Source organism: Micromonospora sp. DT41 (assembly GCF_049841715.1).
In the GTDB taxonomy this organism is placed as follows: Bacteria; Actinomycetota; Actinomycetes; order Mycobacteriales; family Micromonosporaceae; genus Micromonospora; species Micromonospora profundi.
This window is the reverse complement of sequence record NZ_JBNCKU010000003.1, coordinates 19,446-35,372: the sequence shown is the minus strand read 5'-3', so window position 1 is coordinate 35,372 and position 15,927 is coordinate 19,446. Positions and strand designations below refer to the sequence as shown.

Here is a 15,927-nt window from a genome sequence, read left to right as displayed (position 1 = left end):
CCCCCACCACAACTCCATGATCGACGAGCGAGGTTGGGACGCCGCGAGGCTTGGCTAGCGGGCGTCGACCTCGTCGATCTTCTCGGCGCCGAACGTCTCGCGGAGCAGCCGTACCGCCTGCTCCTCGCTGGACTCCCGCGCGGTCTTCTCGTCGATGACCTCGTCCAGCGGTTCGTCGCCCGGGTCGAACCCCTCGTAGGTGGGCGTCGCCGCCGGTGCCGCCCCGCCGGGCCGCCCGCCCCGCAGCGGTCCGTCGAAGTCCGGGTCGTAGGGCGGTTCGCCGGCCCATTCGGCGTCCGCGGTGGGCCGGGCTGCCGATCCGGTACGCGCACCGCGCCCCGCAGCCGCCGCGCGAGCTGCGGCGATGGCGCTGCTCACCGGGGCACCACCGGCTGAAGCCGGCTGCCGGGCCGCCGGTGCCGAGTTGCCCCGCGCTCCCGGGTTACCACCGCTGGCAGCAGGACCGGAACCACCTGCTCCAGCGCCATGCGCGCCGGTGCCGTGGCCGCCAGCACCGCTGCTGCCCGTGCCGTTGGTCCCCGCGCCGATGGCGCCCGTGCCGATGGCGCCCGTGCCGATGGCGCCCGTGCCGTGCGTCCCGGTCGCGGTAGGTGCCGAGCCGGAGCCGCCAAGTGCGCCGGTGCCCGCGTCGTTTCCGGCCGATGCGCCACCTGGACGGGCGGCCTCGGGCCAGTCCTCGTCGTCCGTCGCCTCGGTAGTGGCGGCACCGCCTCCGGGGCGGGCCGCCTCCGGCCAGTCGTCGTCGTCATCCGCCGCAGCAGCGGGCGGCGCTCCACCCTGCCGGCCCGCACCGTGGCCGCCGGAGCCCTGGCCACTAGAGCCCAGGCCACCGTTGCCCAGGCCACCGCTGCCGTGGCCACCGCTGCCGTGGCTACCGGAGGCATGGCCACCGTTGCCGTGGCTACCGGAGGCGGGTCCGCCGGAGCCCTGGCCGCCGCGCACGCCCGTTGCAGCAGCTACGCCGCCATGGGCACCCGGGCCAGCGACGCCTGTCGGATTCGCTGGGTGAGGCGGCGCGCTGGTCGGGCCGGAGGCGGCGGTTGGTGTCCCCGCGGTGGGCTGAGCGCTCGGCGGCGCAGCAGCGGTGTTGATGCTCCTCGCGGGCTGCGCGCCCGACGCGGCGTGCACGTCCCCCGAGGTGGGTTGCGCGCCTGCGGCGGCAGCGCCGTGCATGTGCGAGGCAGCCGATGCGTCCGACGGGGCGTTCATGCTCGTCGCGGCCGGCTGCGTGCCTGGCGCGACGGCATGAGCGCTCGGCGGTGCTGCTGCGGCAGACCGATTCGGTGCCGACGGCTCGGCGGGTGCGGCCAGCGGGGCCGACGGCTCGGCGGGTGCGGCCGGCGGGGCGGCGGGACGGGCCGGCGCGGCGGGCTGCGAGCGCGGCGGGCCGGACAGCGACGCAGCGCCTCGTTCGCCGGCTACCTCGCAGCGGATCTGCCAGCGTCCGCCCAACTCCTCGTAGAGCGCATCGGTGAGCACCGCCGCGTGGTCGGCCATCATCTTGGCCAGCACTGTCGACTTCACCGTCAACACCAGCATGTCGCCGTCGAGTTCGCGTACCACTGCGTCGCGCATGAGGGCCGCGATCCGCTTGTTGGTCCGGTTGACCTTGCCGACCACGTCGGGCCAGACCCGGCGGACCGCGACAGCGTCCAGGGCTGCGGCCGGCGCACCCGGTCGGGGCGGCTCGGGCGTCGCCGGGTCGGGTAGCACCGCCGACGGCGGCACCACGCGGCGCGGGGTCGGCGAACCGGTGCCCGGCCCGGCGGGCGAGACGGGTACCGCCCGATCGGCGACTGCCTGCCCGCCGGCTGACGCGCCGGGCGACACCGCGATCGGCGAGTCGACACCGGAAGCGTGCGAGCCCACCACACCCGAGGCCGGCGCGTGCGAACCAGCACCAGCAGCCGCGGCAGCCGCGCGCGCGGCAGCGGGCCCCGAGGCGTGCGGGCCAGAAACATGCGATGCGGCAGGGCCGGAATCGGCAACGCCGGAGGAAGCGGTGTTCTGCGCCGTGGACGTCACTGGGTCGACGGACCACGGCGGTGCGGAGGTCGGGGCGGCGACGGGTACGGGGGTGGCGGCAGCCGGAACCGGAGGGGCGTGCTGTGGGCGTACCCCTTGGTTGGTTGTGGCGGCCGGCGGCGCGTCGGTGCCGCTCAGGGTGAGACGGCGCTCCATGCGTTCGAGGCGTTGGAGCAGGCCGCGGGTGGAGTCGTCGGCGCCGGGCAGCAGCATCCGGGCGCAGATCAGCTCCAGCAGCAGGCGGGGCGCGGTGGTGCCGCGCATCTCCACCAGGCCGTCGTGGACGATGTCGGCGCAGCGGGACAGCGTGCCGGGGCCGAGCTGGGAGGCTTGGGCGGCCATCCGCTCGATCTGGTCGGCGGGGCCGTCGATGAGGCCCTTCGCGGCGGCGTCCGGCACCTGCTGGAGCACGATCAGGTCGCGCAGCCGCTCCAGCAGATCGGATGCGAACCGGCGCGGGTCGTGGCCGGCCTCGGCCACCCGGTCGACTGTGGCGTACGCGGCGGCGCCGTCCCCGGCTGCCAGCGCGTCGCACATCTCGTCGATGAGCGCGGCGTCGGTGACCCCGAGCAGGGCTGCGGCCCGCGCGTAGCTGACGCCTTCGGGGCCGGCGCCGGCGATGAGCTGGTCGAGCACGGAGAGGCTGTCCCGGGCGCTGCCGCCACCGGCACGGACCACGAGCGGGAAGACCGCCGGTTCGACGGCGACGCCCTCGGCCTGGGTGAGTTGCTCAAGGTACGGGCGGAGCACCTTCGGCGGGATGAGCCGGAACGGGTAGTGGTGGGTCCGCGACCGGATCGTGCCGAGGACCTTCTCCGGCTCGGTGGTGGCGAAGATGAACTTGACGTACTCCGGGGGCTCCTCGACGAGCTTGAGCAGGGCGTTGAAGCCCTGTGTCGAGACCATGTGCGCCTCGTCGATCACGTAGATCTTGAAGCGGCTGCTGGCTGGCGCGAAGAACGCGCGCTCGCGCAGCTCACGGGCGTCGTCGACGCCGCCGTGGCTTGCCGCGTCGATCTCGATCACGTCGATGGAGCCGGCGCCGTCGGTGGCCAGCGAGCGGCAGGACTCGCACTTGCCGCACGGCTCGGGGGTGGGGCCCTGCTCACAGTTGAGCGAGCGGGCCAGGATCCGGGCGCTTGACGTCTTGCCGCAGCCACGCGGGCCGGAGAAGAGATAGGCGTGGTTGAGCCGGCCGCTGCGCAGCGCCTGCGACAGCGGCTCGGTCACGTGCTCCTGACCGATGACCTCGGCGAAGGTACGCGGCCGGTACTTGCGGTAGAGCGCCAGCGTCACTCGTCCCGCCTCCTCTCGACCGAGCCATTCTGCGCCGGTCGGGCGCGGGTGACCACCCACCACCCCGGCGCGCTGGGGTTACCGGAGGTTGCCGCGCTTGATCGACTCGGCTTCCTGGAAATCGGGGTGTCCGCAGGCCCGGGACACCCCGGCATCAAGGATGTCGAGTGGATCAACCGGCCCACAGACAAAAAGGCCTCCCGTGCACCCGGCAGAGCTCGCTTATCCTTGCTGCCTTCCGGCCCTGGGGAGGTTCACGAGATACCGCCGCACGGGAGGTGACGCCCAGCCTACCCGACGGCCCGTCGATCTTCAGGGGGTGGTGGGGTGGCCCAGCCGACGAGGGCCTGTATCCTGGCTCGCGGAGGATTCGCCTAGAGGCCTAGGGCGCACGCTTGGAAAGCGTGTTGGGTTTACACCCTCACGAGTTCGAATCTCGTATCCTCCGCTCGCTTGAGCAGCACGAACGCCCGGCAGACCATTATCGGTCGGCCGGGCGTTCGTCTTGTGGTCTCATCGATGCCGTGACCGATGCGGCATGGCAGTGGGACGAGACGTTGTACGCGGGCAGCGCCAGCCACTACAGCATCGGGCGCATGCCCTACCCGCCCAGCCTCGCGGACGCCGTCGCGAAGGAACTCGGCCTCGACGGCACCGGCCGGCTCCTGGACGTCGGCTGCGGGCCGGGGTCGTTGACGCTGCTGCTCGCACCCCTGTTCGAGGCGGCGGTAGGCGTCGACGCCGACCGGGACATGCTCGCCGAGGCGGGCCGCAGGGCGCGCGAGGTGGGACTGGCAAGCGTCCAGTGGCGACACTTACGCGCCGAGGACCTGCCTGCCGACCTGGGTACGTTCCGGCTGGTCACGTTCGCCCAGTCGTTCCACTGGATGGATCGACCGCTGGTGGCCGGGCGGGTCCGGGACATGCTCGCGTCCGGCGGGGCGTGGGCCCATGTCCACGCCAACACACACCAGGGCGTGACCGGGGACGATCCGCTGCCGCACCCCCGTCCGCCCTGGCAGCAGATCGACGACCTGGTCGCCAGCTATCTGGGCCCGGTCCGCCGGGCGGGGCAGGGCTGGCTGCCGGCAGGCACCCCTGGCGGCGAGGACGAGATCATGCGGGAAGCGGGCTTCACCGACCCCACCCATCTCACGATCGAGCAGGGGATGGTCGTGGCACGCGGTGTCGACGAGGTCGTCGCGGCGGTGTTCTCGCTGTCCAGTTCGGCGCCGCACCTGTTCGGCGATCGTCTTCCCGCCTTCGAGGCGGACCTGCGGCACCTCCTGGCGGCGACGGCACGCGATGGCCTGTTCGCCGAGCGGCGGCGCGAAGTCGCTGTCTCGATCTGGCGTACCTGACCGCCTTGCGCCCCTTCGTCATGCCCCACGAGGACCTCAACGCGACCCAGTGCCCAACCAGCCGCCAAGCCTCGGGCGCGTCGCAGGGACACGAGATCTTGGACAGTTTCCGTTATCCGCTAACGGAAACTGTCCAAGATTCGCTTCGATTCACCGTCCCGGCCGGCAGGTTGAGCGCGCCGGGACGATGCCGGCGCGCCCGCGCCCGCGATCCGTCGTACACATGTTCTATCCACAGGCTGTGGACGGCGGTCAGGAGCCGTCGCGGAGGTCGGCGAGCCCTTCCGGCCGGAAGCTGATCTCATCGAAGGTCGCGCTGCACCCCTCGCCGGTCGGGGACTGGCCCACGAACCCGATCCGGTCGCGTGACGGGTCGCCGTCGAAGCCGAACACGCGGATCAACTGCCAGGTCGTGCCGTCGACCGAAGCGTGGTACGCGTAGGCCCGGTCGATTCGGGAGACCCGCAGCCACACCGTCCGGTCGGGTACGACGAAGGCGTTCGCGTCGTCGGCGGCACCCCGGCAGATGACGGACACGATCATGGGCTCGGCCTCGGGTGAGAACTCGAAGCACAACTTGCCCCAGCAGCGCTCGTCGCGCCAGATCAGAAGCACCCCGGCGTCGAAGGTCGCGCCGAAGTCCACCGTGACGCGGGCGCTGAACTGGAAGTCACCCTCGGGGGGCAGGTCGCCGATCAGCGTCGCCGCGTTGAGGACGGGCTCAGGGTTGTCCACAGCCGGGTCGATGAACATGTCCGTGCGCGGTTCCGCCGACACCGTCACCGCACCTGTCGACTCGTCGACCCGCCACAGCCCCGCAGACGAGGGCGTGAGCAGGGACGGCATACCGGGAACGGTCAGTCGATCAGCCATTGGTCGACCGTACAGCCGCCCGTTGGTCGGGATGGCAACCCCCGCCACCACCTGACGGGTACGGTCCGGGGATCGACGCCGGGCGGCCCGGAAACCGTCGTACACATGTTCTATCCACAGGCTGTGGACGGCGGAGGGTTCGATGGGTTACCAGCTCAGCGCGGTCGTCGCGGACGCCGAGCTGCTCCGCGAGCACACCGCCGAGCTGGACCACGCGGTCCTCGGCGAGCTGCGGCAGGACTTCGCGCTGATGCCGGTGACCCCGCAGTTGGTGGTGGAGCTGACCGGGTCACTGCCGGACTTCGCGGTGGACGACCGCACCGCAGAGCATCCGTTCGGCCTCGTCCTGTCGCCGGTGCTGACTGAATTGCTGAGCGGATGGTCAGGTCTGGGCCCGGTGGCGTACGTCGAGGCGGAGTTCGGCGGCGGCGCCGGCTACCAGTCGGCGATGGTGTGGCTCGGCGGCGCGGTGTCGTGGGGTCCGTGCTTCGACGACGTGCTGGACGGGCCGCGTGAGCAGTGGCCGATAAACGCGGCACTCCTCCGGCTCGGCGTCGAGCGGGGCGCGTGGATCGATCCGTTCGCCGAGGTGGGCCTGCACCTGGAGCGCAGCACCGACGGTTGGCTGGCGCACGGGCGGCGGAGGCTCAGTGCCGACTACTGGGACGAGCTGGTCGAGCAGTGGGAAAACCAGTAATCCGGCGACTGGCAGCAACCTGAGCGGCCCGCTCCCGTTGGGGACCGGGGGGATTCCATGAAATTGCGACAATTCGCGTTTATTGCCACGTTGATGACTGCTGCCTCGATCGCCGGCAGCGGCGCGCCACCACCCGGGTCGACACCGGCCAACTGGCCCGCCACCAACGAGGTCGTCGACCTGAACGGCCTGCGCAACATCGAGTTCGGCGACACCGAGGACGAGCTGACCCGCCGGGGCATCCTGCGTACCGACCTGGACGGCTGCGGGCTGACGCTCACCGGCCACGACACGGTGAGCCCTGTCTTCGTGGAGACCAAACTGGTGCTGCTGTGGGCCGCCGACCCGATGCGGACACCCGAGGGCATAACTGCCGGCTCACCCGTCGACCAGGTCTGGTCGCGCTACCCAACTGTCACCAGGCTGCCCGCTCCACAGGGGACACACCGCCTCGACGGGCTGCTCGCCCGCACCGGCGACCGCGCGTACCTGTTCCTGCACGACGGGCGCACGGTCCAGAAGACCATCGCGGGGTACGCCGACTGGGCCCGCCGCTTCTTCGACGAGGGAGCAGGCCCCTGCTGAATCGTGGGACAGAACGCGGAACGCCCGACCGATCCTCGCGGATCTGCCGGGCGTTCTCGCTGTTCACTGGCGGTGGCGGCGGGATTTGAACCCGCGGAGGGCGTAAACCCTCACACGCTTTCGAGGCGTGCTCCTTAGGCCACTCGGACACGCCACCGCCGACGAGGGTACAGGACCGCCGGTTCCCACGCCGAACCGGTATCACCCGAGCCGGCCTGGCAGGATCTTTGCCATGAGTACGCACATCGGCGCGAAGCCGGGCGAGATCGCTGAACGGGTCCTGATGCCGGGCGACCCCCTGCGGGCCAAGTGGATCGCGGAGACTTACCTCGAGGGCGCCACCTGCTACTCGACGGTCCGGGGCATGCTGGGTTTCACCGGCCGCTGGAACGGCGTCGAGGTCTCCGTCCAGGGCTCCGGCATGGGCATGCCGTCCGCCTCCATCTACGCCCATGAGTTGATCAACGAGTACGGCGTGAAGACCCTGATCCGGGTCGGCTCCTGCGGCGCTCTCAGCGCCGACCTGCAATTGCGGGACGTGGTCGCGGCGATCGGCTCGTCCACCGACTCGAACATGAACCGGATGCGGTTCGACGGGTTGATCGACTACGCGCCGGTGGCCGATTTCGGGCTGCTGCGTACCTCGGTCGAGGTGGCCGAGCGGCGCGGCATCGCGATGCGCGTCGGGCCGATCCTGGCGGCGGACGCCTTCTACACCGACCGGCCGGACCTCTACGACACGCTTGCCGACTACGGCGTGCTGGCGGTGGAGATGGAGTCGGCGGCGCTCTACACGATCGCCGCCCGGTTCAAGGCTCGCGCACTTACCGTGCTGACGGTCAGCGACCACATCAAGACCGGCGAGAAGACCACGTCGGAGGAGCGGGAGCAGACCTTCAGCCAGATGGTCGAGATCGCCCTCGACACGATCATCGCCTGACCCTTCGTCGTACCCGCCGCCCCGCCGTCCCGTCCGGACGGCGGGGCGGCGCGCTGCGCGCCAATGGGTGACGACAGTCACCGAGAGAAACAATACGACCGGTCGTTCTTATTGAGTACGGTGTCGACATGACCGTCGACGGACGCCTCGCCCGGGGCGAGCGCAGCCGCAACGCGGCACTGGACGCGGCAGTGGTGCTCGCCACCGAGTCCGGCCTGGACGGGCTCAGCCTCGCCCAGCTCGCCGACACACTCGGCGTGAGCAAATCGGGCCTCTTCGCGCACTGGCGGTCGAAGGAAGCCCTACAGCTCGCCGCGATCGACAGGGCGGTGGCGCTCTGGCGGGAGCGCGTGATCGCACCGGCGCTACTCGCCCCGCAGGGCGTACGACGGCTCCGCGCCCTGCACGACGCCCGACTCGACTTCTACGCCACCGACGTACTCCCCGGCGGCTGCTTCTTCGCCAACACGCAGTTCGAATTCAACGCCCGTCCCGGCCCGGTCCGCGACCGGCTCGCCGAGGCGTACACCCGGTGGACGGCGTTCCTCGAAAACCTCGTGCAGGAGGCTGTCGACCTCGGTGAACTCCCCGCCGACCTGGACGTTCAACAGTTGGCGTACGAGATCGACGCGCTCGGCATGGCTGCCGCCATGAACTCCCGGATGCTCAACCCGGACGCCGCCTACCGGCACGCCCGCGCCGGCCTGCTGAACCGTCTACGGGCGCTCTGCCCCGCCCCGACCCTGCCAACGGAAGGCCCCACATGAGCAACGCCGTCGCCGACCAGCCCGCCGTCACCGACCAGCCGCAGCCCGGCTTCGGGCACGTCGAACATGTCACTGTGCACTTCGACGATCTCGACGCGATGGGAATCCTGCACAACGCCCGGTACGCGGTGCTGCTGGAACGTGCCCTGACGCCGTACTGGACCGAGCGTGGGCTTGCCTACCGGGGCAGCGCCACCCCTCCGGACCTGTTCCACGCGGTCCGCGAGTTCACGATCAGCTACCGGGCGCCGATCACCACGACAGGGCCGGTGGCGGTGCACTTCTGGCTCGAACGCTTCGGCACCAGCAGCGCCGAGTACGGCTACCAGTTCCGCTCGGTCGACGGCAGCACGGTGCACGCCGAGGGGCGTCGGGCGATCGTCCGCCTCGACCCGGCGACGCTTCGGCCGGCACCGTGGACCGAGGCCGCGCGGGCCGTGGCCGCCACCCTGCTCCGCCCCGCTACCGCCGCGGCGTGACCTGAGCAGCGTCCGTCCCAAGAGGGAGGGATCAGCGGAAGAACGCCCGCAGGACAGCTGCGGTTTCGGCTTCCAGCACGCCGCCGTACACCTCGGGTCGGTGGTTGAGCCGGCGGTCACGCAGCACGTCCCAGAGGGAGCCGGCCGCGCCGGTCTTGGGTTCCCACGCGCCGAAGACGACTGTGGAGACCCGGGCCAGCACCAACGCTCCCGCGCACATGGTGCACGGCTCAAGTGTGACAACGAGGGTGCAGCCGTCCAGCCGCCACCGACCGGCGAGTTCGGCTCCCCGGCGCAGGGCCAGCACCTCGGCGTGAGCCGTCGGATCCCCGCTCAGCTCCCGCTCGTTGCGTCCGATCGCGAGTTCGGTGCCGTCCGGCCCGTAGAGCACAGCGCCCACCGGCACGTCGTCCACGTCGGCTGCGCCCAGGTCGTCGGTGGCCGGGCCGGTGACGGCGACCTCCAGGGCCCGGCGCATCCACAGCTCGTGTCGCTGCCGCCGGCCGATCTGCCCCGGCTCGGCAAGCCCTTCATGAGCACCCGGCCCGGCCCGGCCGGGCGCGCCAGTCGTCTCCAGCAGAGGATCCGTGGCGTCGGCCGGCTCCGCGCCGCCGGTCGGCACCGACCCGAGTGGATCAGACCTCACGCAGCTCCTCGACCTCGTCGGAGCAGCCGAGCACCTCGCAGATCTCGGCGGTGACGTCCGCCGGCAACATCCCCTCGTGGGTGCAGAGGTTCAGCAGCTTCTGCGCCGGGATGCCCAGGTTGGCCAGCAGATCCGCCTCGCCCACCGGGTCGGCCTCCGGGTCGACGGCGGGCTGCTCGCTCTCCTCGTCGCCGCTTGCCGCCGGGCGGGGCTCGTCGTCGCCGTCGAGCCCGGTGACCGAGGTCTTCAGGTCACCCACGAGCAACTGACCCAGCCGGGACTCCTCGGCGAACGCCGAGTCCGACCCGAACACCCGCAGGTCCTCGCCCTCGTCGAGACGCAGGATCACCAGGTACGCGTCGTCGGCCTCGACGAAGAGCAGCGACACGTCGGCTTCCTGGTCGACGTCGCGCAGCCGATCGGCGACCTCGTCGATGTCGGTGGCGCCCCGCAGGTTGACCTCAGCGGCGGTCCAACCGCTGTCGTCGCGCACCACGGCCGCAGCGAAGTACGACACGGTCCCCCCAATAGCCCTCGGCACAGCGCCGACTTCTTTACGCGTGCACGTTAGCCGGTCGGGTCGGCAGGCGACCGGTCAACGCCCCGACAGGCCGGCCGAACCTGACAAAATTGGATCAGCTGGCGACGCGGCGGCGGGTGGCAATGAGCTGACGTAGACGCTCCGTGCGCAGGCGCTGCGGCCGGGTGCGCTGTCGTACCGACCGAGCGCCCGCCAACTCGGCGAGCAACTGGAGGCGACGGCGGCTTCGATCCGGGTCCTGCCGCGAGGTGGTCCAGGCCATACCGCCGAGCGTGCCGAGTCTCGGCGGCCACGTCAAGACGGCGTTCGCTACGCAGCCAACCGGGCACTCGGCGCAGTCATCCACGCCCGTTTCCGGGCCTACGCAACCCACTCACGGGCTGCTCACTCACCACAACGGCCAGTCACCGGTGCCCGCCCAGCGGACCGCCACCACGGCGGCGGCGATACTCCAACCACCTGCCGTGACGATTGCCACGCCGGTGCCCACGCCCCGATCGCCGTAGCGGACCAGCACCAGGGCGGTCGCCCAGGCCAGCAGACCGGCGATAACCGTCCACCACGCATAGGTGGCCAGGTCGGTGCCGAGCAGACCGAACAGCAGCAGCCAGGTCGCCGCCATGCCGCCGCCGGCTGCGACGCCGCCGCCGGTCACCGGGTGCGGCTCGCGGTAGGTGGGCCTGGTCGGTGGCCCAGCCGGAAACAGCCCCGAGGGGGTACGCGGCAACGGGTGCGCGGCGAAGCCGGGATCCCGGTCGGGGCCGGGTCGGGCGATGGTCACCGTCGCTGCCCTCCCTCACGCGCGTCGCTCGTGCCCACGGTACCGGTCTGCCAGGATGACCGGATGCCCTCGCCGATGATCCGCCGCGCGCGTCCGGCGTACCTGATTCTGCTGGTGCTCGCCCCGGTGCTGGCCGGCGGCTGCGCGACCACGCGGCCGGGGGTTCCGGCGGGCAGTGCCGCGCCGAGGACGCCTGCGGTCTGGGAGAGCGGCGATCAGCCGGGGGCGCCGTCGGCGAGCGGGCCAGCAAGCCCGGCGCCGTCGTCGGCCGGGCCGTCGTCGACAGCGCCCCGCGCCGGGCTGCGGCACGTCTTTCCGGTACGCGCCGACGACGTCGCCTATCACCCGACGCACGGCGCGTACCCGGCGACGGACATCTTCGCCGACTGCGGTGAGCCGTTCGTGGCGGTGACCGACGGGACGGTGCTGGAGGTGAGCCGGGTCGACAGGTACCGCAAGCGCGGGCCGCAGGGGCCGGACAACGGCGGCCTGTCGGTGGCCCTGCTCGGCGACGACGGGGTGCGCTACTACGGCTCGCACCTGAGCGCAGTGAGCGCGGGCGTCGATGCCGGGGTGCGGGTCCGCGCCGGGCAGCAGCTCGGCAAGGTGGGCCGCACCGGAAACGCCAACAACGTCTGTCACGTGCACTTCGGCATCTCACCGCCGTGTACGGGCAAGGACGGTTGGTGGATCCGACGCGGCGTGCTCTGGCCGGCGCGTTACCTGGACTCGTGGCGACGCGGCGACAATCGTGAGCCGGCCGCCGAGGTCACCGCGTGGCAGCGGAAACACGGCTGCCCGAAGGCTCCCTGACGCGCCCCGTACCCGCTAGGTTCGGTGGGATGAACGCCCGGGACCCCATCGCCGACCTACGCCGGATCGCGTTCCTGTTGGAGCGGGCGAACGAGGCCACGTACCGGGTGCGGGCGTTCCGGTCGGCGGCGAAGGCGCTCGCCGGCCTGCCGGCGGCCGAGGTCGCCGAGCGGGCCGGCAACGGCACGCTCACCACGTTGGCCGGGGTGGGTGATGTGACGGCCCGGTGTGTCGCGGAGTCTCTGGCCGGCGAAGAGCCCGTCTATCTGCGCAGGCTCGTGGCGACCGAAGGCAGCGACCTGGACGCCGAGGCGACGGCGCTGCGCGCCGCCCTGCGCGGCGACTGCCACACGCACTCCGACTGGTCCGACGGCGGCTCCCCCATCGAGGAGATGGCGCTCGCCGCAGTGGAGTTGGGCCACGAGTACATGGTGTTGACCGACCACTCGCCCCGGCTGAAGGTGGCGCGCGGGTTGACCGCCGACCGGTTGCGTCGCCAGCTGGACCACGTCGCGCAGGTGAACGCGGCGCTGCCGGAGGGCTTCCGGATCCTGACCGGGATCGAGGTGGACATCCTCGCCGACGGCTCGTTGGATCAGGACGAGGAGCTTCTGGCCCGGTTGGACGTGGTGGTGGGATCGGTGCACAGCGGCCTGAGCGACGAGCGGGCGAAGATGACCCGGCGCATGCTGACCGCGATCGCCAACCCGCACCTGGACATCCTCGGGCACTGCACCGGGCGGATGGTGTCGTCCCGACCGGCCGGCGTGACCGGCCCAGGTGACCGGGGGCATCGGGCCCGCACCCGCGGCGAGAGCGACTTCGACGCGGACGCGGTCTTCGCCGCCTGCGCCGAGCACGACACCGCTGTCGAGATCAACTCCCGACCGGAGCGGCAGGACCCGCCGAAGCGGCTGATTCGCCGCGCCCTGGAGGCCGGCTGCCGGTTCGCCATCGACACGGACGCGCATGCACCCGGTCAGCTCGACTGGCAGCGGTTCGGCTGCGAGCGGGCGGCCCGCTGCGGCGTGCCGGCCGACCGGGTGGTCAACACCTGGCCGGCGGAACAACTTGTGGAGTGGACGCACAGCCGAGGCTGACCGCCGCCTCGATGTCCGACACCGCTTGATCGACACTGCTTGATCGACTCGCGTTCCTGGAAATCGCGGTGTCCAAGCTGGACGGACACCGCGATTTCAAGGAAGCCGAGTCGATCACCTTGAACCGCCCGGCGGACGCCGCGCCAGGCGGCCCGGTCAGCCGCGGGCGGGCTCGGCCGCAGGCGCGGCCCCGGTCGCGGCGGGCTCGGTGCCGGGTGCGGCGGGTGCGCCGACACCGATCACCGGGCGGGGCTTCCGGCGGCCGAAGGCACCCTGCGCGACCGCGACACCCAGCAGCACGATGAGCGCGCCGACCGGTTGGTGCCAGTTGAGCCGTTCGCCGAGTACGACAGCGCCGATCAGCACCGCGAAGATCGGGATCAGGTAGGTGACCGTGGACGCGGTGCTCGCGCCGGCCACCCGGATGTTACGGATGTTGATCACAAAGGCGAGACCGGTGCCGAGAGCACCGAGAGCCAGCACGCTCCCCACCACCTTCGGCGACAGGTCGGTGGGCAGCGGCGGGGCGCCCGCCACGAACGGGGTGACGACAGCGAGTTGCACGGCGGCCAGCAGCACCTGCACCGTGGAGAGCGACAGCCCGGAGTAAGCGCTGCCGGCGACGAACCGCTTCTGGTACGGAATGGCGACGCCGTAGCAGGCCGCTGCTCCGAAGCACATCAACTGCCCGACGAAGTGCGCGCCGCCGATGCCCTCCCAGACCCCGAGCACCACGAGAACGCCGAGGAAGCCCAGCCCGAGCCCGACCCCACGGCGGACGGTCAGCCGCTCGGTGCGGAAGACGAGCACCGCCAGCGGCAGCACGATGAGAGGTGTGGTGGCGTTCCAGATGCCGGCCAGCATCGACTCGACCCGTTGCTCACCGTAGCCGAAGAGGGTGAACGGCACGGCCACGCCGAACGCGGCGACGACGAAGAGATGCGCCCAGATCCGAGGCTCGCGGGGCAGCCGGTCGCGCAGCACCGCGAGGACGACAAGCAGCGTCAGCGCACCGGCGAGGACCCGGTAGAGGGTGAGCTGGACCGGGTGCAGCTCGGCCACCCCGACCTTGATGAACAGGAAGCTGGAACCCCAGATGGCGGCGAGGGCGAGGAAGCCCGGCAGCCAACTGCGCAGCGGCGCCTTGTCAGGAGTGATATCGGTCGTCACCCCTGACACTCTGCCGGACAGGTACGACAAAGTCGCGGGACTTCCGACAGGCGGATCGGACGCCCGAACACGCCAAATGCCATCGACATCGGGGCGGGTTGGTCACGTAGTGTCGCAGCGTGGGACAAATTGATGAACTCGCCAACCGCTACGTAGCCGAGTGGGCACCGTTGAGCCCCACCGGCGCGACCTATGTCGGCATCGCCGGCCATGACGACCGGCTCGACGACCTCTCACCCGAGGGCTACCGGGCGCGCGCCGACCTGACCCGCCGGACGCTCGCCGAGCTTGACGTCGCCGAGCCGGACACCGAGGCGGAGCGCACCGCCAAGGAGGCCATGCAGGAGCGACTCGGCCTGGACCTGGCCCGGTACGACGCAGGCGAGGCGACCAGCGAGATCAGCGTCATCACGAGCGGGCTGCACGAGATCCGCATGGTGTTCGACCTGATGCCGACCGCGACGGCCGACGAGCAGGCCAACATCGCCGCCCGGCTCAACGGCCTCGCCGGGGCGTTGGAGGGCTACAAGACCACCTTGCGCGAGGCGCTCGCCGCCGGCCAGGTCAGCTCGAAGGTGCAGCTGGTCGAGGTGGCCAAGCAGTGCGACATCTGGACCGACCCGACTGGGGACAACTTCTTCCACGGGCTCGTCGAGCGGCTGGGCGCGGACGGCACGCTCGGCGCGGAGCTGCGTCGGGGCGCGGCGTCGGCCACTGCGGCGACCGCCGAGTTCGGTCAGTTCCTGCGCGCCGAGTTGGCACCGCACGGGCGGGACAAGCAGGCCGCCGGCCGCGAGCGCTACGAGCTGGCCTCGCAGTATTTCCTCGGCGCGAAAATCGACCTCGACGAGACGTACACCTGGGGGTTTGCGGAGCTGGCCCGCCTGGAGGCCGAGATGCGGGTCGTGGCCGGGCAGATCGCCGGCTCGGGTGCCAGCGTCGACGAGGCCGTGGCCAAGCTGGACGCCGACCCGGCGCGGACCATCCAGGGCAAGGAGGCGTTCCGCGACTGGATGCAGGCGCTCGCCGACAAGGCGATCACCGAGCTGAACGGCACCCACTTCGACATCCCCGAAGAGGTCCGCCGGATCGAGTGCTGCCTCGCCCCGACCAGTGACGGTGCCATCTACTACACCGGGCCGAGCGAGGACTTCTCCCGCCCGGGCCGCATGTGGTGGGCGGTGCCGCAGGGGATCACCGACTTCTCCACCTGGCGGGAGGTGACGACGGTCTATCACGAGGGCGTACCGGGTCACCACCTTCAGGTGGCGCAGACCGCCGTCCGCGCCGACCTGCTCAACCGCTGGCAACGGCTGCTCTGCTGGGTTTCCGGGCACGGCGAGGGTTGGGCGCTCTACTCGGAGCGGCTGATGGACGAGCTGGGCTACCTCCAGGACCCGGGCGACAGGCTGGGCATGCTCGACGGCCAGGCGATGCGCGCCGCCCGCGTCATCGTCGACATCGGCATGCACCTGGAGTTGGAGATCCCGAAGGACAACCCGTTCGGCTTCCACCCGGGTGAGCGGTGGACGCCCGAGTTGGGCTGGGAGTTCATGCGGGCGCACTGCCGGGTGCCGGACGAGAACCTGCGCTTCGAGCTGAACCGCTACCTGGGTTGGCCGGGGCAGGCACCGTCGTACAAGGTGGGTGAGCGGATCTGGTTGCAGGCCCGCGAGGACGCGAAGGCCCGCAAGGGCGCCGACTTCGACCTGCGGGAGTTCCACAGGCAGGCGTTGGACCTGGGCGCATTGGGCCTCGACCCGCTGCGCAAGGCGCTGGCCCGGCTCTGAGCCGGTGACGGTTCCGGGCGTCGGCGGTACGTCCGCCGGCGC

General features: G+C 71.4%; 16 protein-coding genes, 2 tRNA genes and 1 other RNA gene. 10 read left to right on the top strand and 9 right to left on the bottom strand.

The features are described from left to right. Nucleotides 1-54: 54 nt before the first annotated feature. Nucleotides 55-3,342, bottom strand: a complete 3,288-nt coding sequence (locus ACLQ23_RS06530; protein WP_425880442.1) for a DNA polymerase III subunit gamma and tau — start codon at nt 3,340-3,342, stop codon at nt 55-57. A 191-nt stretch (nt 3,343-3,533) separates the two neighbouring features. Beyond that, nucleotides 3,534-3,623: signal recognition particle sRNA small type (ffs, locus tag ACLQ23_RS06525), an RNA gene on the bottom strand. A gap of 82 nt (nt 3,624-3,705) precedes the next feature. Here ffs and ACLQ23_RS06520 point away from each other — a divergent pair. After that, nucleotides 3,706-3,790, top strand: a tRNA-Ser gene (locus ACLQ23_RS06520). 76 nt (nt 3,791-3,866) lie between these two features. Next, nucleotides 3,867-4,703 (top strand): class I SAM-dependent methyltransferase, encoded by an 837-nt coding sequence (locus ACLQ23_RS06515; RefSeq protein WP_355590280.1) that lies wholly within the window; start codon nt 3,867-3,869, stop codon nt 4,701-4,703. Between the two features lie 252 nt (nt 4,704-4,955). On the opposite strand, the gene ACLQ23_RS06510 is transcribed toward ACLQ23_RS06515, so the two are convergent. Then, nucleotides 4,956-5,576: a DUF1349 domain-containing protein gene (locus tag ACLQ23_RS06510; RefSeq protein WP_355590283.1), complete on the bottom strand. Its 621-nt coding sequence runs from the start codon at nt 5,574-5,576 to the stop codon at nt 4,956-4,958. Nucleotides 5,577-5,718: 142 nt separating this feature from the next. Between ACLQ23_RS06510 and ACLQ23_RS06505 the strand changes: the two genes are divergently transcribed. Both ACLQ23_RS06505 and ACLQ23_RS06500 read left to right on the top strand, forming a co-directional pair. Next, nucleotides 5,719-6,273 carry a hypothetical protein gene (locus tag ACLQ23_RS06505; RefSeq protein ID WP_355590286.1) on the top strand — a complete coding sequence of 185 codons (555 nt, stop codon included), beginning with the start codon at nt 5,719-5,721 and terminating at the stop codon, nt 6,271-6,273. A 93-nt stretch (nt 6,274-6,366) separates the two neighbouring features. Further along, nucleotides 6,367-6,858: a hypothetical protein gene (locus tag ACLQ23_RS06500; RefSeq protein WP_355630514.1), complete on the top strand. Its 492-nt coding sequence runs from the start codon at nt 6,367-6,369 to the stop codon at nt 6,856-6,858. A 67-nt stretch (nt 6,859-6,925) separates the two neighbouring features. Here ACLQ23_RS06500 and ACLQ23_RS06495 read toward each other — a convergent pair. Further along, a tRNA-Ser gene (locus tag ACLQ23_RS06495) sits at nt 6,926-7,015 on the bottom strand. Between the two features lie 75 nt (nt 7,016-7,090). Here ACLQ23_RS06495 and deoD point away from each other — a divergent pair. The 3 genes from deoD (at nt 7,091) to ACLQ23_RS06480 (ending at nt 9,044) form a co-directional block, all read left to right on the top strand. Next, entirely contained in the window at nt 7,091-7,798 is a 708-nt protein-coding gene (gene deoD, locus ACLQ23_RS06490; RefSeq protein WP_355590289.1) for a purine-nucleoside phosphorylase, read from the top strand. Nucleotides 7,799-7,926: 128 nt separating this feature from the next. Continuing rightward, complete coding sequence (locus ACLQ23_RS06485; protein ID WP_355590292.1) at nt 7,927-8,565, top strand: TetR/AcrR family transcriptional regulator; 639 nt, start codon at nt 7,927-7,929, stop codon at nt 8,563-8,565. Then, nucleotides 8,562-9,044 carry an acyl-CoA thioesterase gene (locus ACLQ23_RS06480; RefSeq protein WP_355590295.1) on the top strand — a complete coding sequence of 161 codons (483 nt, stop codon included), beginning with the start codon at nt 8,562-8,564 and terminating at the stop codon, nt 9,042-9,044. Before ACLQ23_RS06485 ends, ACLQ23_RS06480 begins: the two co-directional genes overlap by 4 nt. Nucleotides 9,045-9,075: 31 nt before the next feature. Here the strand turns inward: ACLQ23_RS06480 and ACLQ23_RS06475 are convergent, their stop codons facing one another. The 4 genes from ACLQ23_RS06475 to ACLQ23_RS06460 form a co-directional block, all read right to left on the bottom strand. Continuing rightward, on the bottom strand, nt 9,076-9,522 hold the full coding sequence (locus tag ACLQ23_RS06475) for a nucleoside deaminase (protein WP_355590409.1): 447 nt from the start codon (nt 9,520-9,522) through the stop codon (nt 9,076-9,078). A 157-nt stretch (nt 9,523-9,679) separates the two neighbouring features. Then, nucleotides 9,680-10,207, bottom strand: coding sequence for a tRNA adenosine deaminase-associated protein (locus ACLQ23_RS06470; protein ID WP_355590298.1), 528 nt, complete (start codon nt 10,205-10,207; stop codon nt 9,680-9,682). Nucleotides 10,208-10,325: 118 nt separating this feature from the next. Beyond that, nucleotides 10,326-10,493 (bottom strand): hypothetical protein, encoded by a 168-nt coding sequence (locus tag ACLQ23_RS06465; protein ID WP_167946672.1) that lies wholly within the window; start codon nt 10,491-10,493, stop codon nt 10,326-10,328. Nucleotides 10,494-10,619: 126 nt separating this feature from the next. Then, complete coding sequence (locus ACLQ23_RS06460) at nt 10,620-11,012, bottom strand: hypothetical protein (RefSeq protein WP_377672692.1); 393 nt, start codon at nt 11,010-11,012, stop codon at nt 10,620-10,622. 63 nt (nt 11,013-11,075) lie between these two features. On the opposite strand from ACLQ23_RS06460, the gene ACLQ23_RS06455 reads away from it, so the two are divergent. Continuing rightward, complete coding sequence (locus ACLQ23_RS06455; RefSeq protein ID WP_355630511.1) at nt 11,076-11,825, top strand: M23 family metallopeptidase; 750 nt, start codon at nt 11,076-11,078, stop codon at nt 11,823-11,825. Between the two features lie 29 nt (nt 11,826-11,854). After that, nucleotides 11,855-12,925 carry a PHP domain-containing protein gene (locus ACLQ23_RS06450; RefSeq protein ID WP_355630508.1) on the top strand — a complete coding sequence of 357 codons (1,071 nt, stop codon included), beginning with the start codon at nt 11,855-11,857 and terminating at the stop codon, nt 12,923-12,925. Nucleotides 12,926-13,081: 156 nt separating this feature from the next. On the opposite strand, the gene ACLQ23_RS06445 is transcribed toward ACLQ23_RS06450, so the two are convergent. Continuing rightward, nucleotides 13,082-14,095 (bottom strand): DMT family transporter, encoded by a 1,014-nt coding sequence (locus ACLQ23_RS06445; protein ID WP_425880441.1) that lies wholly within the window; start codon nt 14,093-14,095, stop codon nt 13,082-13,084. Between the two features lie 119 nt (nt 14,096-14,214). Between ACLQ23_RS06445 and ACLQ23_RS06440 the strand changes: the two genes are divergently transcribed. Then, complete coding sequence (locus ACLQ23_RS06440; RefSeq protein WP_355590310.1) at nt 14,215-15,885, top strand: DUF885 domain-containing protein; 1,671 nt, start codon at nt 14,215-14,217, stop codon at nt 15,883-15,885. Nucleotides 15,886-15,927: the final 42 nt, after the last annotated feature.